We start from the raw sequence: 24527 nt of genomic DNA, 5'->3' as shown, positions 1-24527 counted from the left end.
TTTATTGGCAGATTAACGCCCCTTCAACGTATGAGACTCAGTCAAAGTACGTTTGTAATACTTGCCTAAAGCCTTACTTTTTGCCCGCTTTTCAGCGAGGCTAGCTGAATTCATTGTTTCTTCTCGTAAAAGTTTTAAGTAGCTGTCTAACCGACGCTGCTCCAACTCACCAGAATCAACCGCTTGTCTTACTGCACAATTTGGCTCAGATTGATGTTGACAGTTCGCAAATCGACAATTTGTCGCAAGCTCTTCGATATCGTGAAAAGTCACTGACAAGCCTTCTTTGCAATCTGCTAACTGAAGCTCTCTCATTCCAGGGGTATCTAATATCATGCCACCAGAAGGAATAGAGATTAAAGAACGACTGGTTGTTGTATGACGACCTTTATCATCATCTCCACGGATCGCTCCAGTTTCTTGTACTTCCGCACCAAGCAAAGTATTTACTAGTGTTGATTTACCTACACCAGATGAGCCCATTACCGCAATGGTGTTTCCGGGCTTAACCCAGTAACATAGTCCTGCCAAGCTTTCCGGATCTAATCTGTTAATTACTTCAACACAAAGCAGACTATCGATACTTTGTACTTCCGCTCGATAGCTTTCAGGGCTCTCAGTTAAATCAGCTTTGGTGAGAACAACGACTGGCTCGGCTCCTGCTTCATTAACTAACGCCAGATAGCGCTCAATTCTATTGAGGTTAAAGTCCTCGTTCATTGAACAGACAATGAAAGCAGTATCCACATTCGCAGAAATCAACTGCCAACCTACTTTGGATCCTGCCGCCTTACGCTTAAAGCAAGATTTTCGTTCCAACAGACGAGAAAACATGAGGTATTGATCAATCAAAATCCAGTCGCCGACTACCATTTCAGGCATGGAATGCTGAAGTTGTAAATGATGAACGGCATTATCGCTTGCGATGGTTATCATCGACTTATGTTGTTCAACGATTCGTGCAGGAGTAACAGCGTCCCACTCTTCTAGAGATAGTTGCTGTTGAAAAAAAGGATGCCAACCTAAATTAGCAAGAGAATAAGCATTGCTCATAGCAAACCCTTAACAAATAATGTTAATTGAATTAAGGGGGCTTTTGCCCCGGCTTTAGTCCGGGCGAAAGAGTCTAGTGCTTAGATTAGATGCCCGGTTAGGTTTCTTACAATCATGAATATCCTCCTAACCAGTAATTTATGATCGTGCTAAGTCTATTACAGAGAAGAAAAATCTCAAAGGGCCAGTTTGTAAAAGATGTAACTGGCCCCCAATCAAAAAGTCTAAACCGTAAACTGATTCAATATTGCTTCTTGTTCTTTGACGTTCTCTCGTTGAGCCTGCATTGCCATATTGGCACCATCGGCAGACTCCGCCACTTGAGTAGACAGATCTTTAATTTTTACTGTATTACTATTAATCTCCTCTGCAACTAAGCTTTGCTCTTCGGCGGCAGAGGCTATTTGTAGGTTCATATCGGTGATCTGTTGAATTGCTTCACGTATTTGACTGAGCGACGTGTTCGCTAGCTGAGCTTTGTCTACCGCTTCAACCGCAGTATTCTTGCTCTCGTCCATCGCAGCAGAAACTGCACTTGCTCCCGCTTGTAGCTGCTCAATCATACTGCGAATTTCTGTTGTCGATTCCTGGGTTCTTTGCGCCAACGTCCGTACTTCATCAGCAACAACCGCGAATCCTCGACCTGATTCTCCTGCCCTCGCAGCCTCGATAGCAGCATTTAAAGCAAGCAAGTTGGTTTGATCAGCAATATCGTTGATGACTTTTAAAATAGTTTCAATATTCGCAGTCGCCGTTTCTAGCCCTTGAACTTCTTCTACCGCTTGATCGATTCGAGCAGAAAGGTTATCAATGGAAGTTGTTGTTTCGCTGACGACTCTAGAGCCGTCTTCTGTCGCATTGTCCGCATTTTGCGCAGCGGTTGCGGCACCTTGCGCGTTATTGGCTACTTCTGTGGCCGTTGCCGCCATTTCGTTCATTGCGGTCGCCAATTGCTCCAGCTCATAAAGCTGACTTCTCATGGCTTCAGCTGACTCCTCCGCGCCTCGTACCGTTGTATCAGCACTGTGCATTATCTCGGAGCCGATTGCTTTAGATTGGGTGATTTGCTGCTGCAAAGTCTCTGTAAAGGTATTGAAGCCCTTTGCCAGCTCTGCAAATTCTGGGTCTGTATTGGTATCTAGCCGTTGGGTTAGATCCCCATGGCCAGACGCGACATCTTTTATTGCATCATTCAACACACCGAGTGGTTTCATGAGATATTTAATTAGATAAGTCAGCACAGCAATACTAAGTATGACTCCGATGACTAAATAAAATATTGAGCTATTTCTTAAATCCCTAATCGCGGCAAACGCAATCGTTTCATCAACGGAGGCCCCAACATACCAATTCTCAGAAGGCACTTTGACAAAATCGACTAAAAGCTCTTGGCCATCCAAGTGAATATGCTGTAAACCTTCTTTTATCGTTACGCCGGGCAAATATTTAGACATGTTTTCACCATTAAACTTGGCATCTGGGTGCGCAATGGTGGTTCCGTCAGCGGTAATGATAAAAAGGTATCCTGCGTCGAAAAGGTTAATGCTGTTCACTAACTCAGCCAATCCAGATAGGTCAACGTCAAAGAACATGCCGCCGATAAAACTGCCAGATTTTTTCACTGGCGTCGCGATAGAAATAATGACCTTTTTAGTCGCTGCATCTACGTATGGGGCGGTCACGATGAGTTTATCTTGAGCTTTGGTGTCTTTGTACCAAGGACGCTGCCGCGGATCATAATCTGCGCCAGGATCCCAAGAGTCATCATTTTCGAGCAGTTTTCCATCACTTTGATAGCCAAGCCCTGCGGTAATATAGCTGCCTTTTAGTTTGGGGGTTTCTAATATGTCTTTCACGTATTGCTGATTGTCCGGGTTCAGATCAATAATTTCCGTAACCGATTGTGCCAATCCTTTTTTGTCCTTCATATCAGCGGTGATCGTGTTTCTTACACCTTTAATCATCTCTAACAAACTACTTCCAACAATTGATTCAACTTCAGAACGAACTGTACTTTGCTGTTGTAAAGACAATAAAGATATCGTTACGAACAAAAGCAAGGCTGATGCTGCAACTATTTTTTGGCTAAATTTCATACGTCTTTCCTTCGACTCAGTAATCGACTCTAATTTTACGCTAAGCTCTGTATCGCCATAAATCGGAAAAAATTGAGGCTTTTCTATCTGTTAAATTTAAAGCGATTGGCAAAAGGGCATCAGCTCAAAGCATTTCTATGACTTATGAATCAGTATAGTGCGGAAATAAAAAAGACTCTTTTATACAAAAGAGCCTTTTACACAAACTATGACGACGATTTATTCTTTGATTTCTTCTTCGTGACTTGGCAGTGCATTCCAAACAGCTTTCACTAGCGTCGCTAAAGGAATCGCAAAAAAGACACCCCAAAAACCCCATAGCCCACCGAACACTAGCACCGCAACAATTATCGCCACAGGATGAAGATTAACAGCTTCTGAAAATAAGATGGGCACAAGTACGTTACCGTCTAAGGCCTGCACTATTCCATATGCCACCAACAGCCAATAAAATGGTGGTGTTAACCCCCATTGAGACAGCCCCACAATTGCAACGGGCAACGTGACCGCAGCAGCTCCGATATAAGGAATTAATACCGAGATGCCTACCGCTACGGCAAGTAGCGCTGAGTAACGCAGATCTAAAAATATGAATGTCACATAGCTAACACCGCCTACGATAAGGATCTCCAGCGCTTTACCGCGAATGTAATTAGTAATTTGCTCATTCATTTCAATCCAAACTTTAGTCGCAAGCTCCCTATTACGAGGCAACAAACCACTAGCCATGGACATCATTTCCCCTTTGTCTTTGAGTAAGAAAAAAACCAACAGAGGCACTAAGATAAGATAAATAGCGAGCGTGGCGATGCTCACCAACGAAGCTAAAGAGCCTTTGACAACGCTCTCGCCCGCTCCAATGACTTGAGTTTTTATATTAGTCATCACAGATTCGACTATCTTCAAATCAGCTAAGTCAGGATATTTTTCTGGAATTGTCGCAACAAAGTGTTGTGTTGCACTATACATATTCGGTATGTCATTGACTAAATTGCCAACCTGCTGCCAGATAGTCGGCACTAAAATTAATATCGCTAGCAACATCAAGCCTGTAAAAGCCAGAATGACCAAAATAACCGCTACGGTCCGAGGCATCCCACAATTAGATAGCTTCGCCACAGGCCATTCCAGTAAGTAAGCAAGTACAATGGCAACCAGCAATGGTGCGATTAAATCGCCAAAGAAATAAATAGTGATAAAGCCAAACAGAAGAATAGCCACAAGACTAACAGCATGAGGATCTGAAAATCGCCTTTTGTACCAACGAACAACCATTTCAAACATTTGATAGCATTCCCTTTAACTTAGCTTCACCCGTTGCTTTATATTTTGAATACACCAACAATCTTCTACCTCCAGTTTCTGATAAGCGAAGTTGTTGTTTTGCAAATATCGCTCGATATCATTTAAAGAGCTTGTATCAGTCACATATATTGTAGCAATTTCGTTGCCTTGTAATGATACTACATGCCTTTTAGCAAGTAACAGTGCTCTTGGACAACGCTCCTCTCTCAAATCGAGTGATTGGGTTTTCATTCTTAAATACGATGTTTATTATAGAGGGAGTATTGTATAGGCTTTTCGGTTGTAGGCCAGTGTTCGAATCTTCAATTATTGTGTAAAACTGTGTCCTTTCACCGATTCGACTTGAATCGATTTTCTAAATTTATAACAGAACGTCCATCTGTTATCACTATCAATACCAATATGATTACATGGAGTAGAATCAAGCAATATGTTGAAACGCTGGCGGTATCTGGTCTATTTAAGTGTTGCGACGGCTATTGGGGTCCCTCGCATCTCAATCGCGCAAGATCAGCAGTTACCCGATATTGGGACAGCAGCTGCAGGGACGCTCACGATAGACCAAGAAAAAATATATGGTGACGCCTATATGAGGTTACTCAGAGCGAGTAAGCCTATCATCAATGATCCTGTATTGAATGAATTCATTAGCAACTTAGGCTATCGACTGGTTGCGAACGCAAATGATGTTAAAACACCTTTCACGTTTTTTCTGATCCAAAATCCAAGTATCAACGCTTTCGCATTTTTTGGTGGACATGTAGCACTGCATACTGGTTTGTTTTTGCAAGCCAATACAGAAAGCGAACTCGCCTCAGTCATGGCCCACGAAATTGCGCATGTTACCCAACGACACCTTGCACGTAGCATGGAAGAGCAAGCTAAGAGAACTCCTGCAACGGTTGCAGCATTAGCAGGCTCTATTCTGTTAGCCATAGCCGCACCACAAGCGGGCATTGCAGCTATCACTGCAACAACAGCTGGCAACATACAAAGCCAAATAAACTACACTCGCAGCAATGAGATTGAAGCGGATAGATTCGGCCTTGCCACACTTGAAAGAGCCGGTTTTGATGTGGAAGCCATGCCGCGCTTTTTTGGCCGTTTAGCCGACGAATATCGATACGCAAGCACACCGCCTCCGATGCTATTGACTCACCCACTTCCTGACGAGCGACTCACAGATACCCGCGAAAGAGCACAACGATATCCTAGGCATAAGGTCAAACCTTCTCTTAACTATTATCTGGCCAGAATGCGAGTGATTGTCCGGTATGTGAATATGGACAAAGACGTAGCAAAAGGCTGGATTAATAGAAACGAGTCTAAAGCTCCGAAGGTATTAGTGCCTGCATTTCAGTACGGACGCGCGCTTATTTTCCTTGATAATAAACAACCACAAGAGGCAGAAAATATACTTCTCAAGTTGTATGAGCAATCTCCAACTAATGACTTCTATCTTGATGCTTTATCGGATACCTATATCGACTTAAAACAGCCTGATAAAGCGCAAACGATGCTATTAGAGGCACTGAAGGTTAAACCAAATAATAAAGTGCTGACGATTAACCTTGCTAACGTCTATATCAAAGAAAATAAATTCGCACCTGCCATTCAATTGCTTCAGCGATATACCTACGATAACCCAGAAGATACGGTAGGGTGGCAACTTCTTGTCGAAGCCAATGCCAGAATAAGTAATCGCGCGGAAGAACTTGCTGCTCAAGGTGAGCTGTTAGCACTTAGAGCGAATTGGGATAAAGCTATCCAACGCTTTACGGATGCGAGCAAAATTGCAAAATTAGGCAGCCTAGCTCAGGCTCGGTACGATGCTCGTATTGACCAGCTCATCGTACAAAGAAATAAATTCAACGCATTAAAATAACGATTAGGAGAAATCAATGTCTGTTATCATTTATCATAACCCTCGCTGCTCCAAAAGCCGTCAAACTCTCGCTTTATTAGAGGAAAAAGGTATTGAGCCAGAAGTGGTCAAATACTTAGATACTCCTCCTTCCGTAGAAAAACTAAAAGAGCTTTATAGTCAACTTGGCGCTTCTTCCGTTAGGGACATGATTCGCGTTAAAGAAGATATCTACAAAGAGTTAAACCTTGCTGATGCCAACGATGATCAGCTGTTTAACGCAATGGCGGAAAACCCTAAACTAATAGAGCGCCCAATTGTTGTCGCTAACGGCAAAGCAAAACATGGTCGCCCTCCTGAACAAGTCCTCGACATCCTATGAGTTGTCAACTCTTGGTGCTGTACTTCAGCCGTCATGGAAGTACCAAGACATTAGCTCGGCATATTGCACGTGGAATCGAGTCCGTTGATGGCTGTGAAGCAATTCTTAGAACTGTGGCAGAAATTGAACAAAAGCCGACAGAATCAAGCGATCCTATATTGTCTGTAACAGAGCTTGCTAACTGTGATGGTCTCGCTATGGGAAGCCCTGTTTGGTTTGGCAACATGGCTGGCCCACTCAAACATTTTTGGGATCAAACCACCTCCCTTTGGGTAGGTGGTGACCTCATCGGAAAGCCTGCTTGTTTGTTCTCCTCTTCCTCAAGTTTACATGGGGGGCAAGAAACAATTTTACAATCGATGATGTTACCCTTACTGCACCACGGTATGCTTGTGATGGGTATCCCCTATTCACAGTCGACTCTGCATACAACTGAGAGCGGAGGCTCTCCTTATGGCGCAACCACTGTATCTCAAGGAAAGAGCAGCCTTACCAAAGAAGAAAGTGAATTAGCTATCCAATTAGGTAAAAGGCTGGCTAAGACTGCACTTAAACTCAAGGAAAAGTAGTAACCATGGATATGGCTCCAAAAACAAAGCAGTATCGAGTATTAGCTCTTTGTGGCAATTTTCTTTTACTTATATGGGTGGCATCATGGCAGGTTTACCTGTCTCCACACGTTCACGTAAACAGCATTAGTGTTGCTGTAGCATGGTGTTTGCCACTTTTGTTACCCCTCCACGGCATTATAAAGGGCAAGCCATATACACATGCCTGGGCCAATTTTATTTTGATGCTGTATTTTTTACACTCCCTGACTATTTTATACATAGATCAAGGTGAACGCTGGCTAGCGGCTATTGAGCTGATATTTACAATCATGGCATTTATTGGTAATACCTTATATGCCCGCGCTAGAGGTAAAGAACTCGGTCTGAAGTTAAAGAAACTTTCAGAAGTGGAAAAAATGGAAAAGAAGCAGTTTGGAAGCTAACGATTGTTAGGTCAGTCTTTACATTTTACTTATCGTACAAAAGAAAACAGTCAGCTAAATTATTGCTGACTGTTTTTCTATGAATCTAGGGCGTGTTGATCTTTTGCGATGATTTTTGCAGCAGTTTGTCGCTTATTTCTACAAGGAAGTGGTGGTGCCGTGTAGTCACCTACACAAATCAGCACTGACGCCGTAGAAAGGAGCGACAAACGCTGCCCAGAGGGTTCGATTCCAAGGCTTTTACTCTTTGTTGCAGGCTCATCACTTAGAATGACTAAGCTTCTTCACCTGCGCCGTGATTAAAAGCCTTGGAATTCGAACAAAATTTAAACTCAAAAGATCAACACGCCCTAGTTTAAAGTTTTATTAGTTCTGCCACTTATATGCCAATACTGGTGTGGCGGGTTGCATTGGTGGCGCTGCACTATCAGATGCTAACGCATTTTCTGTTGAGTCGGCAGTGGTATCTACGACATATTGATTGTCCGATAGCGGATTAGGTGACTGGTTTATCACCCCACCTGTTGAACCATTAACATCAGCAGGACTGATAGCACCTGCCGCTGGAGAATTGTTGGGGTTCGCAGAATCCATCGCTGGCTGCTGAATTTCATCAGCTTCTATTTTTGTGACTCCCCCCATACGAGACACTTCCTGCTCGAAGCTATCGACTGGTGCTAACAAGTGAACTCTAAACATCACCGTTGAGCCTTCAATGCTTAATACGTCTAGAGATGCTACGGAGCTCAGTGCCTTCAACTTATTTTCAAGTTTAAAGAAATCTTGTGCGGTATTGATGTTGGTAAATTGTGTCTTGACTGACTCAGAAGACTCACTCGCAATGACTACGCCACTTTTCTTCGCGTAGTAATTACTAATCTCATTCACCATTTGAGTGCCCGCATCATCCCCCGAATCATTTCCTGTTACTGGAACCGCCGTCGTATCGACCATCGAAGAAGGCTTTTGATCATATAGCGTCCAAGATAAACGACTACCTTGCTCTACCTTAACCACAAGTACTGCGTCAGCCGGGTAACGCTGACTAGCCTTACTCATTGGAACAACAAACCCACCCCAGAAGTCAGAAGCTGATGTTCCGGTAATGTCATCAAAATCGCCGACAGGAACCGTAAGAGGTAAACCGCGTTCTTTCGCCGCTTCACGAATTTCTTTCAATACTGGTGAGTTAGAGTGTTCCCAATCAATTTGACGTTCATAGCCATTATCTTCGATTACCCAGACAAGAATATTCGGCCTCATCGACGGCCAAAATGGTAATTTAGCTTGTGTTAGCAATGAACGAATTTGAGGGGCGCTGAAGCGCATATTGAGATACGTATTTTGATCTTCAGTGGCATAACTGATTTGGGTTATGTAACGAGAGCTATCGTTTAGTGCTTTGGCAATCACTTCATTGTCAATTGCATTTGGATCCCCAGAGGCTCTGATTACAACATTTTTCATTCCCTGCTTACGGGCATCAGAATCAGCGACTTTGGCGTCCTTCGCATCTTTACCCAACAATATATGAGAGTTGTACAAGTCCACCTTGGTTAGCGCATAAGCTGGCAGCGCTAGTAACATCATCACCAATAAAACTAGATTACGCATGTTTATCCTATATAGTTCATTGCGAGTTGTGATAATAAGCAACTATCTAGGCCCGAGCAACAAAAGCACTTCAAGATACGGTTAGAATTAACAGTAAGTTATAAAAACTCACCGTACTCTACACAACTTGCTAACTAGGCTAAATACCCACTACTAGATAATTTACTCATATGATGACCGTTGTTTATACCAGCATAGGATAAAGTTTGCTTATCCGCGATGTTGTGATTGAAAGAACCTTTGAATGCAATACCAATAGACGCTTGAAGCATATTCTATCGTTGCAAGTTATACTTACGCATTTTCTCCACCAAGGTGGTTCTGCGCATACCCAACATATCTGCAGCTCTTGCGACAACACCACTTTGTAGATCCAGAGCTTGGTTAATCAGGTTGATTTCTAGATCGGCTAGCATCTCTTTTAAGTTGATACCCTCCGGAGGAATCGATTGAGGGGGCTGGGAGCCGTTCACCGCCAGTGCCTGCGGCTCTTGTTCAAGCTGAAAATTTTCAGAAAAGACTTCTGCAAGTGTCTCTCGCTCCAACTCCTCAACAGTAAGTTGAGTGTTATATTCAGGTTGAAACTCTGGGATATCACTATATCGATATTTCGCGGGTAGATGATTCACGTCGACCAACTTGTCTGGATATAAGATAATCATTCTTTCAATCAAGTTGGCAAGCTCACGCACATTACCAGGCCAACTATGCTCCATTAATGAATTCACCGCCCGTGGTGTAAAGCAAATAGGCCTTCCCATCTCAGACTCTAGTCGAACCATTAGCTCTCTAAGAAGCAAAGGGATATCCTCTTTGCGATCCTTCAGAGCCGGCATTTCAATCGGGAAGACATTCAAGCGATAGTACAAATCTTCTCGAAACTCGCCATCTTTGATCATTTTTTCCAAATCACGATGTGTAGCTGCAACCACTCTCACGTCAACTTGTATTGTGGTGTTACCACCGACTCTTTCAAAACTGCGCTCTTGTAACACCCTTAGCAGTTTTACTTGCATTGGCATTGGCATATCGCCAATCTCATCGAGGAAAATGGTCCCTCCTTCTGCGAGTTCAAAGCGCCCTTTTCGAGCCGTTATTGCACCAGTAAATGCGCCTTTTTCATGGCCAAATAATTCACTTTCTAATAGCTCAGGAGGGATGGCACCACAGTTTATCGGTACGAATGGGCCTTTACTACGAGAGGAATGATAATGAATGTTTCGAGCGACAACTTCTTTCCCCGTACCCGATTCACCCAGAATCAGTACATTTGCATCAGTTGAAGCCACCTGTTCTATTAGGTGGCGTACTTCTCGAATGCCAGGGCTTTGACCAACAAGGCTTCTAAATAAGGTGCTATCACTAAGAGAAGAGTCGACAGCCACACCTTTTCGACCAAGAAAATCCTTACAATAGCGTAGCGCTTCACTTAGCTGCGGATAGTTTAGAGGAAACTCAAGCTCTCCAACAAAGTGGGGGTAATCGTCTAGTGAATAAGAATGCTTGCCTGCAATCAGCAAAGGGATATGGTGTGCAGAGGATAGTTTGTCGCTCAGCTCTACAGATAGTTTGTTTCCATCTAAGGAACCAATAATACAGCCAGACCAGATCTTGGACCAATCCAGATCATTCAATTGGTTGGAAGAGATAATCTCACACTGCTCTCCAACAAACTCTAATATATTACTCAGGTTGATACGCTCTTGAGCATTATCTTCAACCACAAGTAGTTTAGCTAAACCTTGCATAGGGAAGAATGATTGCCTTCATATTGAAATTTATGGCTGTGCAAACGGTTAAGTTATCACATTGATAACAATAGAACCTTGCCTACAAATAGACAACTTTGCTACGTCAGCCAAAAATAACCACTAGTCCATTTAGTTGACATACCCACACTACCTACAAATTGCTAGGTAGTTTTAAAATACATTTTATTTGATAAAAAAAATAAGACAACCAAGCATTTATGCTATGTGACATTTGTTAAAACTATAATTGATATTTACGCGTTTACGTCTGATGCAGTCAGGTTGTGAAACTCTGAAGGAATTTTATCCCATGCTGACTTTATTTCACGAATAATATCGATAACATCATCTAAAGGCTGTGGATCATTTTTATGGTTCGCTTCTGCAATCTGAGTGATCATAAATTCATAAAGTTGATCGAGATTTTTTGCCACATCTCCACCATCATCCATCGACAAGCAACTTCTTAAGCTAATAATAATGTCTAACGCTTTCCCTAAGCGCTCACCTTTAGAAGGGATGTTGCCTTGCAGCATAGCAGCCTTGCCTTGAATCAAACGCTCTATAGCTCCAGCCATCAGCATCTGAACGATTTTATGCGGGGAGGCCGCACTGAGCTGGCTATCAACGGATACCTTCTTGTATGCCTGTAAAGAACCACGCATAATTTCCCTCTTCCTATAAAAACTTCTTATATTGCTGTACCGATTTACTACCATGTCGATACTTTTTTAAAACTTGCCCGAGTTCAGCAGTTTTTGATTGCATCAGCTCTACTACTAATTGTGTCTCAAGAATGACAGATTTCCACTCTTCTTTATTAACACAATTCGGATCAGCTTTAATCCCTGTAATAACTGTATGCAGTATCTGTTCCCTTATATCGACAAATTCGGCAAGTTCTTCAGTATTAATTTCATTTTTTGTAATGCACAATCTAATTTTTTTATTTAAGTCACATATTTGCGTAAGCTCAGGCTTCATTGATTATCCACCTAACGCATTCATCATTCCTGCAAGCTGAGACTGCATTTTTCCTGTAGCGTCCTGCATTGCGACAAATTTTGCGTGCGTCCGTTTCTCTAAACTATCCATTCTTCGATCAAGTGCAGATTGATCATCCCCTAAACGGCGATTGCTTTCTGTTAGGCTTTTCTCCCGAGTACGAATAGCACCCGTAACACCTGTCATCTGTTGAATTGTATCTTCAACTTGCTTAGCAAATCCTTTATTTCCGCCAAAAAATTCAGATAACTTATTAAAATTATTATTAATTTGTTTATCTAACAATTTATAGTTGATCTCTAATGTACCCTGTCTTGTGGTGGTAATCCCAAATTCAGTCAGGGTCTTTAAGTTTTCTGGTGCTGGTTCTATATCGGTGGAAAACAGTCTTTTAAGTTTAGCATCTGAGCTGCGAACGACACTGTCTCCAGACAGTGGTCCAGCCTGTCCTGTTCTTGGATCAACACCGCCAAGTTGCTGAGACAACTGATAAAACTGGTTATAAGCGGCTACAAATTGCTCGATATCATCGCGTACACCTTGTCTGTCATACTCAATATCAATTTCAGAAGGTGCTTTATTGGGTTCCGACTTCCCTTTCAGTGTCAGATCAACGCCTTCAATGGCATCCTCAATAATATTATTTTCACTTGAAAGGTGTGCAACTCCATCGAGCACCACTTTAGAGTCCTGTGCTGCCTGAACTTCGGCCATGCCTTGGTAGGTATCAAAAGACTCTTGTGCAGCTTTAAGATCTGCATCTGCTTTGTCCACTTTCTCTAGATAAGCCCGCTCTTCAGGAGTAAGTCTAGCTCTTTCTTTCTGCTTAGCCTCTTCCGGTGTTATTTCACCAGCTACAACTGCACGCTGAATTTCTGCTTTTTCTTGTGCGAGTTTGTTATCAAGAATAACCTGCGCTTCTTTAGGAGTGACGTAAGAATCCGTCAATGTACCGGAAGCCGTGTTTGACCACCCCGGTACATCTGGAGCCTTTTCAATCGCTTTTTCATCAAGCTCTACTTCTGGCTCCCAGTAAGAATCGAGTAAAGTGCCTGAAGCAGTTTCAGACCAGCCTGGAATTCTATCTTCTGGCTTCAGGCTTTTTGCCGCTTCCGCTGCCGCAGCAGCTGCGGTAACTGCAGCACTGGAAAGCTCTCCAGCCGCTTCGCCAGCACCAGATTCAGCTTGAACTGTCTGAGCCACTTGCTGCACTTCTTGCGCAATCTCCGCGTCGACCTGTTTTGCCGCATCGCTGATTTTATCGGCAATTTGTTTTGCTAACTCTTTCTCTTTTTCACTCAATGGACTAATCAGTTCTTGAGCGTTAGCACGTGCTTTTTCTAAGTCTTTAACACGTTCTTCAAGGGTTTTGTACTCGAGCTTTTTCAGTGGATCGCCACTTTGAGCTTCAGCACTAATTTTGATTCTGTTTTCTTGGCCGGATGTCGTGGAGGCAACAATTAGCCGAGGGCCATCCACATCATTGATAATGGAGGCTCTGACACCGGGGTTGGATTTGGAATTGTTAATGCCGCGAACCACATCAACAAGTTTGGATTTGTCTTTTACATCAACGGTAAACTGCTGATCACCTAAGGAAATCTGCAGCTTACCCGGGCCAAACTTCGCGTTTTCTGGTAATACATCAGACGCGACTTTATGACTCTGAGCAAGCTGCAACACATCGATAGCATATCTACCAGCGATTGCTTCAGTGGTTGCCGTAGCAGAAACCACATTTTCATTTGTGGTTTCTACTTTTCTTGCGGCAAACGCTTTCTCTTGACGAAACTTCATCATGAGATTTTTCATCGTATCCAGCGACTCTCTGAGCCGACCATAAGCACTAATACTGGCATCATTCTTAGCCTGCTGATCATCAATACGTTGCTGCTTAGGAACACGCTCCGCATTAACAATCTTGCTGACCATGGAATTAATATCCATGCCAGAATTCATACCCATTGGGCCTAAGCTCATCAAATCACCTCAAAAAACTACGATTAAACCTTATCATTCAGTAAGCCCGAAGAAAATCGGCCTGACTGAGCTTTAAGGCGTCGTAACACCTCTAGCATTTCCTCTTCTGGTATCTGGCGTATTACATCACCAGTACTCGCTTCATAGATCGTCACTACATCCCTACCGGCCTCTTCGTCCACTCGGAATGACAAACCAGTGTTAATCGAGGAGATGAACTCATTCATCTGCTCCATCATCTTGGCACGCTCTGCTTTATTGAGCCTCTCCCGCTGTTGAGCGAGATCTATTGCAGCTTCAACCGACTTCGTGTGCCTTTGATTTACCTCTGAAGCGCCTTCAACACCCTCACTTTTCGAGGAAATACGTTGAGCGTTATCGTTTTCTGAAGCAAATTTAATGCCACTTTGTGAGCCGTAAGGCTGGATGTTCGATGTGTTGGATGGTATTTCCATAACAATCTCCCTTCCACCTTATAGGTTGGCAATCATCATATCGCCCTTCCCAATAAGCTCGGTTAGAACCTACCGATTAACCTAATAAGCTAAGAGCTGCAGATGGTGTTTGCTTCGCCTGTGCCAAAACGGAGGTACTGGCTTGCTGCAATATTTGCTGCTTCGTCATTTCGGTCGTTTCCTTCGCATAATCAGTATCTTGAATCCGACTTCGAGACGCATTAACGTTCTCATCAATGTTCTCAAGGTTACTAATTGCGTGGCTAAAACGGTTTTGGAATGCACCCAACGAAGCTCGCTGTTCATCTACCGTGGTCAAAGCACCATCAATTATCGAAACCGCTAATTGAGAGCCTGCGACGGTGGTCACATCAATATCAGCAACGGTCACATCTTGTCCTGCTCCAAACCCAATTTCTGAGCCTAGACCACCACTTATCGTCAAGTCACTACTCACTTTTTGCGATGACGCAAACAACTGTAACTTGCCGTCTTCACCGACAGACGCCTGAACGTCTGCAGTCTGACCATTAATATACGTCGCAAGTTCTTCTATATCCTCTCCCTGCTTAGCATTAATCGTGATTTCTTTTGCCTCACCATTGTTATCAGTATAGTTCAGTGTTAAATCAGTTGCAGATGTCACTGTCCAGTCAGCACTTTTACCTTCTGTTGCGACATATTTAGTACCACCCATATCCCGAGTATCAGAGCGCATATTACCCATAGATAACAAGACCGCCTCACCCGCGGCGGCACCAATTTGGAATGATTGGTTACCATAAGTACCGTTAAGCAGCCTATTACCACCAAAAGATGTGGTTTCAGCAATACGATTCAGTTCCTTATTCAAAGCTGCGACTTCTTGTTGAATCGCAACCCGTTCCGAGCGAGAGTTGGAACCGTTAGAGGATTGAAGCGCGAGGTCACGCATACGTTGCAAAACGTTGGTTGACTCACCCATCGCACCTTCTGCGGTTTGTGCAATGGATATACCGTCGTTCGCATTTTTTACTGCCATATCCAAACCTCGACTTTGCGAAGTCAAACGGTTAGCAATTTGCAGGCCTGCCGCATCATCCCGAGCACTGTTTATCCGGTACCCGGATGAGAGACGTTCCATGGCTCGATCGACGCCTTCGGTTGCTTTATTCAAAAAGCGCTCCGCCGTCATAGCCGGTACGTTCGTGTTTACGTTAATCGACATATTGTTGATCTCCTTTGGCTAAAGAATGACATACCGCAGTGTCTCTCACCTCACTTTGGCATATCTCATTTCTCTCAGTCCTTTAACGGCGAACAAAAAATAACCTTTAGAAAAAAATTAAATTATTTTTTGTAATATTTAAAAATACTTTAATATCAAAGACTTTTAATTTATTGCATGAAAGCATAAGTTTGGTGAATCACTTGATTTGATAAGAAAGAACAAAATACTTCACTTTAATATTTGGAAGGGCTGAGTTGGAGAACTGATATGCTAAAACAACAAAAGGGCCAATTGGCCCTTTTGTTGTTTGTCGAGATTATTCTTACTGTTTACTGTAGCAATCCTAATGCTGCATTTGGCGCTTGCTTCGCTTGTGCCAAAACAGTACTTGAAGCTTGAGTAAGAATTTGCGACTTGGTTAGTGCGGTTGTTTCTTTCGCAAAATCGGTATCACGGATTCGACTTCTTGATGCATTTACATTCTCATGAATATTATCCAAGTTACTAATTGCATGAGACATTCTATTTTGGAACGCACCTAGCTGTGCACGGTTGCTGTCTACATGAACAAGTGCCGAGTCAATAATACCTACTGCCTCTTGTGCACCACCTATCGTTGTTACGTCGATCGTATCGACAGTCACTGCTTTTCCTTCTTGGAAACCAAATTCGCCAGCTAATGGGCCCGATACACTGATTGGACTACTGACTTTGTTGTTGCCGGCGAATAATTGAAGTTGTCCGTCTTCATTAACTGACGCATCAATATACTCATTTTGGCCATTGATGAACGTTGCTAATTCTTCAATATCATCGTCTGGGTGCGCTTCTATTAATATATCTTGCTGTTGTCCTTCATCATCGGTAAAGCTAATTGTCATTGTACTCGCACCTTGAGGTACCCCCCAATTTGCATCTTTACCGTTAGTGGCGATGTAAGACATTCCACCCATCGTAGAGTCATCACTACGCATACTCATTAGAGATAGCATAACAGCTTCACCACTGTTCGAGCCGATTTGGAAAGATTCAGTGCCATATCGACCATTGAGTAGACGCAGACCACCAAATGCCGTTGTTTCAGCAATTCGGTTTAGTTCTTTATTGAGTGCAGTTACTTCTTGTTGAATCGCCACTCGCTCAGATTTGGAGTTAGAACCGTTTGCTGATTGTAGAGACAGGTCTCTCATACGTTGCAGAATAGTGGTGCTTTCTGCCATTGCACCTTCCGCTGTTTGAGCGATTGAAATACCATCGTTTGCATTTCGTACCGCAGTACCTAGCCCTTGACTTTGAGATGTTAGTCGGTTGGAAATTTGTAAACCTGCAGCATCATCTTTTGCACTATTGATCCTAAAGCCAGAAGACAATCGTTCCATCGCTGTTTCTTGTTTGTGGTTCGCGATGTTTAGGTAACGTTGAGCTGTCATTGCTGGGACATTAGTGTTTACATTAACTGCCATGATTGTTTCTCCAATTGATTTTCCGAAGTAACGGTTTCCGACGTCTCGGAAAACCAAGTTGTTCTGTTTGAGTTACTTTTATTAACGACTTTGGAGCAGATTTCTTTAGGATTTTGTTGAGGTTTTTTATCTAAAAATCGTGAGGATAGGTATAAACGTGATGAGGTGAGAGAAAGTGGAAATTTACTGTAAATTATTTCTAAAGCTTTATATTTTTCTGCCGAAAACCTCAGCCTACTTTAATAGTTGAAGAGCAAGGTTAGGCTGCTTTTTGGCTTGAGCCAATACACTCGTACTCACTTGTTGTAAAATCTGTTGCTTCAACATTTGTACTGTTTCTTTTGCGTAGTCGGCGTCTTTAATTCGGCTATTCGATGCAGCTAGGTTTTCATTAATATTGTCTAAATTAGAAATCGCATGACTGAATCTATTTTGCATTGCACCAAGCTCTGCGCGATGACTATCGACATATTGTAATGCGGTATCAATAATAGAAACGGCTCGCTGAGCTCCACCCACATCGGTGACATTAATGTTATTGACCGTTTCATATCCTGTAACAGACATACTGAGTGAATCGGCTAAGCTACCCGAAAAAGATACCGTACCTGCTGTTTCACTACCTGCCATAAAGATCTGCAACTGACCACTATCGTTGACAGATGCCGATACTTTATCTGTTTGACCATTTATATAAGTAGCAAGTTCTTCAATATCGTCGCCTTGCTTGGCTTTAATTTCGATACTTTGCTGCTCTCCAAACGCATCAACGTATTTCATGATGAGCATTTGGTTACCTTGGCTAACTTTCCAGTCAGGAGGCGCCATTGCTTGTGCTTGATAGCTAAAGCCTCCCATTTCGATACCGTCTGGGCGCATATTTCTTAATGAGAATTGCACCGCTTCACCAGAACTTGCGCCTATCTGGAAAGCAGAATTAGCAAATGACCCATTGAGAAGCTTTCTGCCCCCAAAAGACGTGGTTTCAGCGATTCGAGTCAATTCATCGTTAAGTGCCGAGATTTCTTGTTGAAGTGCAGTCCTCTCTGAGCGACTATTTGAGCCGTTTGCTGACTGGAGTGAAAGGTCTCTCATTCTTTGTAACAAGGCCGTCGACTCACTCATCGCTCCTTCTGCCGTTTGCAAAATAGAAATACCATCATTGGCATTTCTTACTGCGACGTCCAAGCCACGCATCTGTGCTTCCAATCGATTGGAGATCTGTAAGCCAGCAGCATCATCTTTCGCACTATTAATACGATACCCTGAAGAGAGTCTCTCCAAGGATTGATTCAGCAAGTCGGTTGCATTTCCTAAGTTCTTCTGTGCAACCATTGCCGCAACATTCGTATTAACGGTAATGGGCATGATACGTGCGCCTAAATTAAACTTTCCTAGTTTTCGTATCGGCCATTGAAGTTAATACTTTAATAAAAAACCGAGCAATGGCGCTCGGTTTCATGACATGGCTCGAAAAATCACTTCTGCAAGATAATTTATTTAGTCGTGAGTTTCTCAAAAAGTTCAGCTGAAGGAGCGAAGAAATACGCGCCAGTTACCGCTTTTGTATATTTTAATAAGTGGTCGGTTGTGCCATCTATTTCACCATACATACTTTCGAGCATGGCTTTAAAGTTATGTAATGTATTGCAATAGGCGATAAACAGCAGGCCATGTTCACTCGTTACGCTGCCATAAGGCAAACTGTGACGAACAATCTTTAAACCTTTACCATTTTCTTTTAAATCAACACGTCCCACATGTGATGTATCTGGTACATCGTCAAGTTCAATTGAGTCTGGTTTAGTTCGGCCAACAACTTGTTCTTGTTGAACCATAGACAATTCATTCCATGACGGAAGATTGTGAACAAAACGCTGCACCATGACGTAACTTCCACCAATATGCTCACCTTCTGACACAATCGCCACTTCTGTGCGCTGAGCTTGTTTTGGATTTTCCGTACCATCGACAAACCCAGTCATATCTCTGGAGTCTAGGTAGCGATAACCATTGGTTTCATCCACTACTTCAACGTATTGTGAGATTTCAGCCATAAGTGTATTGAGCAGATAGAAATGCAGATCATGGCGAGGTGAGTGACAATGAATCAGCACGTCTACATCACTGCTTGGCGCAACAATATCACCTTGTCCAAGCTGAGGAAAGTCGATCAATTCACCTGGCATTCGTGCATCAAGCTTGAGCCAGAATTGTTTTGTAAATGCAACGGAAAGCTTCACATCAGCGCCATTTTGAGCCTTGTTGGTTTCCTCTACGATAGTGGGCAGTTTCTTCAACTGCTCAAGGACTAAGTCATGGTTACTTTTAATTTTCAACAATGTGTATTGAGCGAATGGCCCAGCTTCAGGAAGAATAGCACTCTGAGGTTGCGACATAACTTGTTCCCTTTAATTAGCAAATGGAAATTGATAATGGACGATATTAATTCCGTATAAAAAGCAATGTATCCAACTAAGTCAAATTTCTACAGCAAATAAATCGAAAGTTGCAAAAATAGAAGACAGCAATTTCCCACGCTGGATTCTACAAAAATATCATTTCACCCACTTTAATTTACAAAAAGATCACTAACTTAGCTTCTTAGTGCTATAAATAACATAACACCGGACTATTAATTATATTAATGGAAAAAATAGCAAGGAGTGCTTATGTGGAAGCTAACCTACCTCTGTCTACTGCCACTCATGTTCACTTTTCAAGCGCAAGCTGAAGACTTAAAGTTTTTAACCTTTAAGTTCCCGCCTTTTTCCCAAAATGTGGATGGGAAGCCGAAAGGCCCCTTTATGGAGCTAATTAGTGATGTGTGCAAAGAAATGAACGATAATTGCACCTTCAATACGCTGCCCACTCGCCGGGCAAAAGACTTGATAGCCAAAGGGCAAGCCAACGGTATATTTCCTTTTGGCTGGTTCCCCAAACGCGCTGAAAAATTCTATTTTTCCGTTCCGTTCATGCTGACCGAATACGGCATATTTGTACCAATCAACCATAAAGGACAAATTAATAGCTTGAAAGATTTACAGTCACTTCAAGTTGGAGTGTTTGGCCCATCGAATACCTCAAACTCGCTAGGGAACTTAAGGAAAAAAATGATAGATGAAGGACTACAGCCAATAAAGATCCTAGAGAAACGAGATGAAGATGGAAATTTAATCAGAATGCTTGCATCCAACCGAATTGATGCCTACTACAGCAATAGGGCTCTAGGCGAATTTAGAATCAAACAATTCAATGTAAAAGGTGTCAAGTATGCGTGGGAGGACAAACAGTTACTTTACTTTGTCGCATTTCCAAAAGCTTCAACGGATAAAGCGCTCGTGAAGAAGTTTAACCAAGCAGCTCTAAAAGTTTTTTCTAAAAAGGGATATTTAGAAAGCAAGTTATCGAGTTGGGATATTTCAGCCCCTCCCCTAACCGAGACAGTGCTAAAACAATATAGCATCATTCATTAAGCTCCTCAGTTTCCCCACTGACAACTTACTTCGTCAGCTGCTTTACGGACAATTAGCAGCTGACCGAATATTCACTAAATAGCTCAAAACCTGCCTCTTCTTCAAACTTGAGATTGAACTGTTCAACCTTTGTATCAACATCTGCTTGCTCAAACCACAAGTCGCTTGTTTTTGCGAAAATAATTGACTGGTAAGACTGTTTCGTTGCCTCAACACGTAACCACTCTTCCGGCTGTCTAGTTTCAAAGTGGCGAACCTGTTGAGCACTACCCAATGTACTAACAATATGAGAAACAAGAGTTTCACAGCTCTGATTACAGGCAACTCGGTAGAGGTAGCCATTTGACACCTTTTGGCGACACCAATAGCCCACTTCCAAACCTACCAACTTCTCGCGACAAAGAACGATAGCGATAGCAGAATACTCAAATCGCTTAACCTCTACAGGGGCCGCTTTAAATTCCGGCTGACCAGACAAAGGGTCTACATTGGCTTGAATAAGTTTGCATGGTTTACCAGCATTAGCGTTTGAGTCACTCCAATGGATAGGCATAAAGATTTGCTTGCGTGCCACAGTGTCGGTAGTTTTGACCCGAGCAATAACGCTGCCGCTATTATTTGAGACTTTCGCTAACGTATTCAATGGCAAATTGTAATGTTCAGCGGTGGATGGATGGATCAATATAAATGGTTCAGGAGAGTGACCAGCTAAACTGTTCGAAAGCCCGGTACGGGTCATCGTGTGCCACTGATCTCTGACTCTTCCTGTATTAAGTTCGAGGGTTAAGCGATGAGCCTTTTCTGTGCTGGAGAGAGGCTTGCATTGGACTGCAATGAATCGCGCCCTACCATTTGAAGTTAAAAATTGGCAATTCTCAAACAATCGCTTTTGCACGATTTCTGTTTGATGATTCAAAACTGGCCATTGCTGCGGGTTCATTTGTGAGTATTGCCCTTCATCAAGAGAAGCCAGTCCACTTAGATCTAAAGCACGACGGGAGTATTCCTGCCCAAATGATGTGAGCCCAGCATATTCTTGGAAGATCTCACCTTCATGCAAATAATCAAACGCATGAGAGAATCCCATTTTCTGAGCCACTTTCGAGATAATCCACCAATCAGGTTTCGCCATGCCAGGGGAAGGTAGCAGCCGCCTTTGTCTAGATATACGCCTTTCCGAATTAGTGACTGTACCAGACTTTTCACTCCACCCTTGAGCTGGAAGCAGTACATCAGCAAGCTTCGTTGTATCAGTCTCTTTTACACAATCAGAAACAACGACAAATGGACACTTTCTTAAAGCCTGAACTACCCTATGCGTATCGGGTAAACTCACGGCTGGATTCGTCGCCATAATCCAAATCGCTTTTATCTTCCCACTGTTGATCGCTTGAAACATATCAACGGCTTTTAAGCCAGGCTTTTCTGCCAGCTGACTTGTATTCCAGTATTCACTGATAAGCTCTCTATGCTGGTCGTTGTCAAACTCCATGTGAGCAGCAAGCATATTCGCTAGAGCGCCAACTTCTCTCCCTCCCATGGCGTTCGGCTGCCCCGTTACTGAGAAAGGACCACACCCAACTTTACCAATTTTTCCTGTCGCTAAATGACAGTTAATGATGCTGTTAACCTTATCTGTTCCCTGCGAGGATTGATTTACCCCTTGAGAATAGATAGTGACAATTTTTTTTGTCTGAGCAAAATCAGTATAAAAAGCTTGGATCTCATGGTTAGTAAGCCCTGTTATATCCTGTAAGGAACTTTCTTGTTGAGCGGATATTAAAGCTTGCTCAACACCTTCAGTACATTGCTCTATAAAATCACTATCAATTGCGTTTGATTCAAATAAATGACAGAGCAAACCATTAAAGAGAGCAACATCGGAGCCTGAGTTTATTGAAAGGTGGGTATCGGCTATTTCGCTGGTATCGGTCTTTCTAGGATCAATAACGACAACTTTTAAAGCTGGGTTCGCCTGCTTCACTGAGCGTAATCGTTGAAATAATACTGGATGGCACCATGCTAAATTTGAGCCGACTATCACAACCATATCGCTGTACTCTATATCTTCGTAGCAAACAGGAACGATATCCGCGCCGAACGCTCTTTTGTGGCCCGCAACAGCGGAAGCCATACAAAGGCGAGAGTTACTGTCTATATTGCTACTACCAATAAAACCTTTCATCAATTTATTGGCAACGTAGTAGTCTTCAATGAGTAGCTGACCAGAGACATAAAAAGCGACAGAGTCTGACCCGTATTGCTTGACTGTATCCGAGAATTTCTTAGCCACTAGATCCGTAGCTGTTTGCCAGTCTACCTCCTCTTCCAGATCTTTACTTCGTACTATAGGGGCCAGCAAGCGACCATCAGTCACGACTGTTTCTCCTAGCGCAATACCTTTAGTACAAAGCTTCCCATAATTCGCAGGGTGAGACTTATCTCCTCGAACCTCTAATTTGCCTGACGACAACGGTCTTGCTTCAATTCCACAACCAACCCCACAATACGCACAGGTTGTCTTAATCCATCCATGTTTTGAATCTGTCATCTATCACCTACTCTCGCGGCATAACTAGAGTCATTCTTCCTAACGGGCTAACGAACTCCAGACAAAACTTTAGAATATTTCTGCAATTTACAAGCCAGACAACCCAACATAGAAAAAACAAAAAAATTATTTTTTTGTTATTATTTTTCAATCATTTAAACACAAATACCACCAAAGTGGTATGTATTTTAATCACCCCAAAAAGGCAGTAAACATGAAATTTGCACCAACTTAATTCGTTTTGCACCAACAGCGCTCATTTTATACAAATACAGCTTAAATTGCGTGCATTAGAAAACTAAAAAAACCGCTCAACAACAGTGTTTATATTATTGTTTTTAATAAACTTAACCCCATTGAAACATGCTTAATTATTAATCTGGCACTGTCCTTGCTGACCTGAAATAGTAATGTCATACGATTTACATAAAGAGCTTAATGCAGGAGCTAGGTGATGAGTGAAGCAAACAAACGAATCAATAAAGCCTTTGGCAAAGCCTACTTAATTGGCGCTGGACCAGGCGATCCAGAGTTACTAACCATTAAAGCCGCTAAAGCTATCAACAGCGCAGATGTTATTGTTTATGACAACCTAGTCAGTAAGGAAATCCGCAGCACTTTCCCAACTCATGTGGAAACCATCTATGTAGGAAAAATGAAAGGTCAACATAGTCGATCTCAAGACGAAATTAATCAGATCATGGCTGATCTTGCTATGAGTGGGAAGCATGTTTGTCGTGTAAAAGGAGGAGATACGTTTGTCTTTGGTCGCGGGGGAGAAGAAATGCTTTTTTTGAGTAAGAAAGGTATTCAAGTTCAAGTGATTCCAGGAATCACTGCAGCATCTGGATGTACCGCTTACGCAGGCATACCCTTAACTCATCGTGGACTCGCTCAAGGTTGCACATTTATCACTGCACACGCCAATACTGATTTAGCCATTGATTGGCGTTCACTTGCAAAGTTGAATCAAACGCTGGTCGTTTATATGGGGTTAAGCAAAACCCGACTTATCTCAGAAGAGCTAATCAGCGCAGGCTTAAGTCGTGAAACCCCAGTAGCAATTATCGAAAATGGCTGCACTCCAAAACAAAGAAATATAGTCGGTAAGTTGTACCAATTAACAGACTTAAAAGAGGAGTTCGATTTGAAATCACCCTCGCTCATCGTGATTGGTGACGTCGTCAAAATATACGACGAGTTGAACTGGCTGACTTGGCTATCAGGTAGTCATCGAGTTCAAAGGAACGAGCAGTCAGCAACTATGGCCCACCTCACCCCAATCACCTTACTACCAAAATCGGCGTAGTAACCCACACAATCAAAAG

22 protein-coding genes are annotated in these 24527 nt (G+C 42.7%); 6 read left to right on the top strand and 16 right to left on the bottom strand.

Annotation, left to right across the window (positions count from 1 at the left end):
- Positions 1-12: 12 nt before the first annotated feature.
- The 4 genes from rsgA to ACM2FC_RS06605 all read right to left on the bottom strand — a co-directional run bounded on the left by rsgA (position 13) and on the right by ACM2FC_RS06605 (position 4685).
- Positions 13-1053 carry a ribosome small subunit-dependent GTPase A gene (rsgA, locus tag ACM2FC_RS06620; protein ID WP_498480100.1) on the bottom strand — a complete coding sequence of 347 codons (1041 nt, stop codon included), beginning with the start codon at positions 1051-1053 and terminating at the stop codon, positions 13-15.
- 224 nt (positions 1054-1277) lie between these two features.
- A complete protein-coding gene (locus tag ACM2FC_RS06615) occupies positions 1278-3149 on the bottom strand; it encodes a methyl-accepting chemotaxis protein (protein ID WP_498480099.1) in 1872 nt (623 codons plus the stop codon).
- A gap of 219 nt (positions 3150-3368) precedes the next feature.
- On the bottom strand, positions 3369-4433 hold the full coding sequence (locus ACM2FC_RS06610) for an AI-2E family transporter (protein WP_498480098.1): 1065 nt from the start codon (positions 4431-4433) through the stop codon (positions 3369-3371).
- A gap of 15 nt (positions 4434-4448) precedes the next feature.
- Positions 4449-4685, bottom strand: a complete 237-nt coding sequence (locus tag ACM2FC_RS06605; RefSeq protein WP_498480097.1) for a sulfurtransferase TusA family protein — start codon at positions 4683-4685, stop codon at positions 4449-4451.
- Between the two features lie 199 nt (positions 4686-4884).
- Here ACM2FC_RS06605 and bepA point away from each other — a divergent pair, with 199 nt between their 5' ends.
- The 4 genes from bepA to ACM2FC_RS06585 are packed head-to-tail and all read left to right on the top strand — an operon-like array spanning position 4885 to position 7694.
- Complete coding sequence (gene bepA / locus ACM2FC_RS06600; protein ID WP_498480096.1) at positions 4885-6339, top strand: beta-barrel assembly-enhancing protease; 1455 nt, start codon at positions 4885-4887, stop codon at positions 6337-6339.
- A gap of 16 nt (positions 6340-6355) precedes the next feature.
- Positions 6356-6700 carry an arsenate reductase (glutaredoxin) gene (gene arsC / locus ACM2FC_RS06595; protein ID WP_498480095.1) on the top strand — a complete coding sequence of 115 codons (345 nt, stop codon included), beginning with the start codon at positions 6356-6358 and terminating at the stop codon, positions 6698-6700.
- Positions 6697-7269 (top strand): NAD(P)H:quinone oxidoreductase, encoded by a 573-nt coding sequence (gene wrbA, locus ACM2FC_RS06590; protein ID WP_498480094.1) that lies wholly within the window; start codon positions 6697-6699, stop codon positions 7267-7269. Before arsC ends, wrbA begins: the two co-directional genes overlap by 4 nt.
- Positions 7270-7274: 5 nt before the next feature.
- Complete coding sequence (locus ACM2FC_RS06585) at positions 7275-7694, top strand: DUF2069 domain-containing protein (protein WP_498480092.1); 420 nt, start codon at positions 7275-7277, stop codon at positions 7692-7694.
- 366 nt (positions 7695-8060) lie between these two features.
- Here ACM2FC_RS06585 and ACM2FC_RS06580 read toward each other — a convergent pair whose 3' ends face one another.
- The 11 genes from ACM2FC_RS06580 to ACM2FC_RS06530 all read right to left on the bottom strand — a co-directional run bounded on the left by ACM2FC_RS06580 (position 8061) and on the right by ACM2FC_RS06530 (position 19571).
- Positions 8061-9308, bottom strand: coding sequence for a DUF8605 domain-containing protein (locus ACM2FC_RS06580; protein ID WP_498480091.1), 1248 nt, complete (start codon positions 9306-9308; stop codon positions 8061-8063).
- 134 nt (positions 9309-9442) lie between these two features.
- Positions 9443-9580 carry a hypothetical protein gene (locus tag ACM2FC_RS06575; RefSeq protein ID WP_498480090.1) on the bottom strand — a complete coding sequence of 46 codons (138 nt, stop codon included), beginning with the start codon at positions 9578-9580 and terminating at the stop codon, positions 9443-9445.
- A 3-nt stretch (positions 9581-9583) separates the two neighbouring features.
- The gene (locus ACM2FC_RS06570; RefSeq protein ID WP_498480089.1) at positions 9584-11056 is read right to left on the bottom strand and encodes a sigma-54 dependent transcriptional regulator; all 1473 of its coding nucleotides are present in this window, start codon (positions 11054-11056) and stop codon (positions 9584-9586) included.
- A 257-nt stretch (positions 11057-11313) separates the two neighbouring features.
- The gene (gene fliS / locus ACM2FC_RS06565) at positions 11314-11724 is read right to left on the bottom strand and encodes a flagellar export chaperone FliS (RefSeq protein WP_498480088.1); all 411 of its coding nucleotides are present in this window, start codon (positions 11722-11724) and stop codon (positions 11314-11316) included.
- Between the two features lie 13 nt (positions 11725-11737).
- A complete protein-coding gene (gene fliT, locus ACM2FC_RS06560) occupies positions 11738-12043 on the bottom strand; it encodes a flagellar protein FliT (RefSeq protein ID WP_498480087.1) in 306 nt (101 codons plus the stop codon).
- A gap of 3 nt (positions 12044-12046) precedes the next feature.
- Positions 12047-14044 carry a flagellar filament capping protein FliD gene (fliD, locus tag ACM2FC_RS06555; RefSeq protein WP_498480086.1) on the bottom strand — a complete coding sequence of 666 codons (1998 nt, stop codon included), beginning with the start codon at positions 14042-14044 and terminating at the stop codon, positions 12047-12049.
- 23 nt (positions 14045-14067) lie between these two features.
- Positions 14068-14499 (bottom strand): flagellar protein FlaG, encoded by a 432-nt coding sequence (gene flaG, locus ACM2FC_RS06550; RefSeq protein WP_498480085.1) that lies wholly within the window; start codon positions 14497-14499, stop codon positions 14068-14070.
- Between the two features lie 76 nt (positions 14500-14575).
- Complete coding sequence (locus tag ACM2FC_RS06545; protein WP_498480084.1) at positions 14576-15706, bottom strand: flagellin; 1131 nt, start codon at positions 15704-15706, stop codon at positions 14576-14578.
- Between the two features lie 332 nt (positions 15707-16038).
- Positions 16039-17172, bottom strand: coding sequence for a flagellin (locus ACM2FC_RS06540; RefSeq protein ID WP_498480083.1), 1134 nt, complete (start codon positions 17170-17172; stop codon positions 16039-16041).
- A gap of 234 nt (positions 17173-17406) precedes the next feature.
- Complete coding sequence (locus ACM2FC_RS06535) at positions 17407-18540, bottom strand: flagellin (protein WP_498480082.1); 1134 nt, start codon at positions 18538-18540, stop codon at positions 17407-17409.
- A 128-nt stretch (positions 18541-18668) separates the two neighbouring features.
- Positions 18669-19571: a Dyp-type peroxidase gene (locus ACM2FC_RS06530; RefSeq protein WP_498480081.1), complete on the bottom strand. Its 903-nt coding sequence runs from the start codon at positions 19569-19571 to the stop codon at positions 18669-18671.
- A 273-nt stretch (positions 19572-19844) separates the two neighbouring features.
- Here ACM2FC_RS06530 and ACM2FC_RS06525 point away from each other — a divergent pair, with 273 nt between their 5' ends.
- Positions 19845-20648, top strand: coding sequence for a substrate-binding periplasmic protein (locus tag ACM2FC_RS06525; protein WP_498480080.1), 804 nt, complete (start codon positions 19845-19847; stop codon positions 20646-20648).
- Between the two features lie 52 nt (positions 20649-20700).
- Here the strand turns inward: ACM2FC_RS06525 and ACM2FC_RS06520 are convergent, their stop codons facing one another.
- Positions 20701-23199: a molybdopterin oxidoreductase family protein gene (locus ACM2FC_RS06520; protein WP_498480079.1), complete on the bottom strand. Its 2499-nt coding sequence runs from the start codon at positions 23197-23199 to the stop codon at positions 20701-20703.
- A gap of 454 nt (positions 23200-23653) precedes the next feature.
- On the opposite strand from ACM2FC_RS06520, the gene cobA reads away from it, so the two are divergent.
- Positions 23654-24508, top strand: a complete 855-nt coding sequence (cobA, locus tag ACM2FC_RS06515; protein ID WP_498480077.1) for a uroporphyrinogen-III C-methyltransferase — start codon at positions 23654-23656, stop codon at positions 24506-24508.
- The last annotated feature ends 19 nt before the right edge of the window (positions 24509-24527 follow it).

Source organism: Vibrio sp. A37 (assembly GCF_059777565.1).
This window is presented reverse-complemented; position numbering and strand designations above follow the sequence as displayed.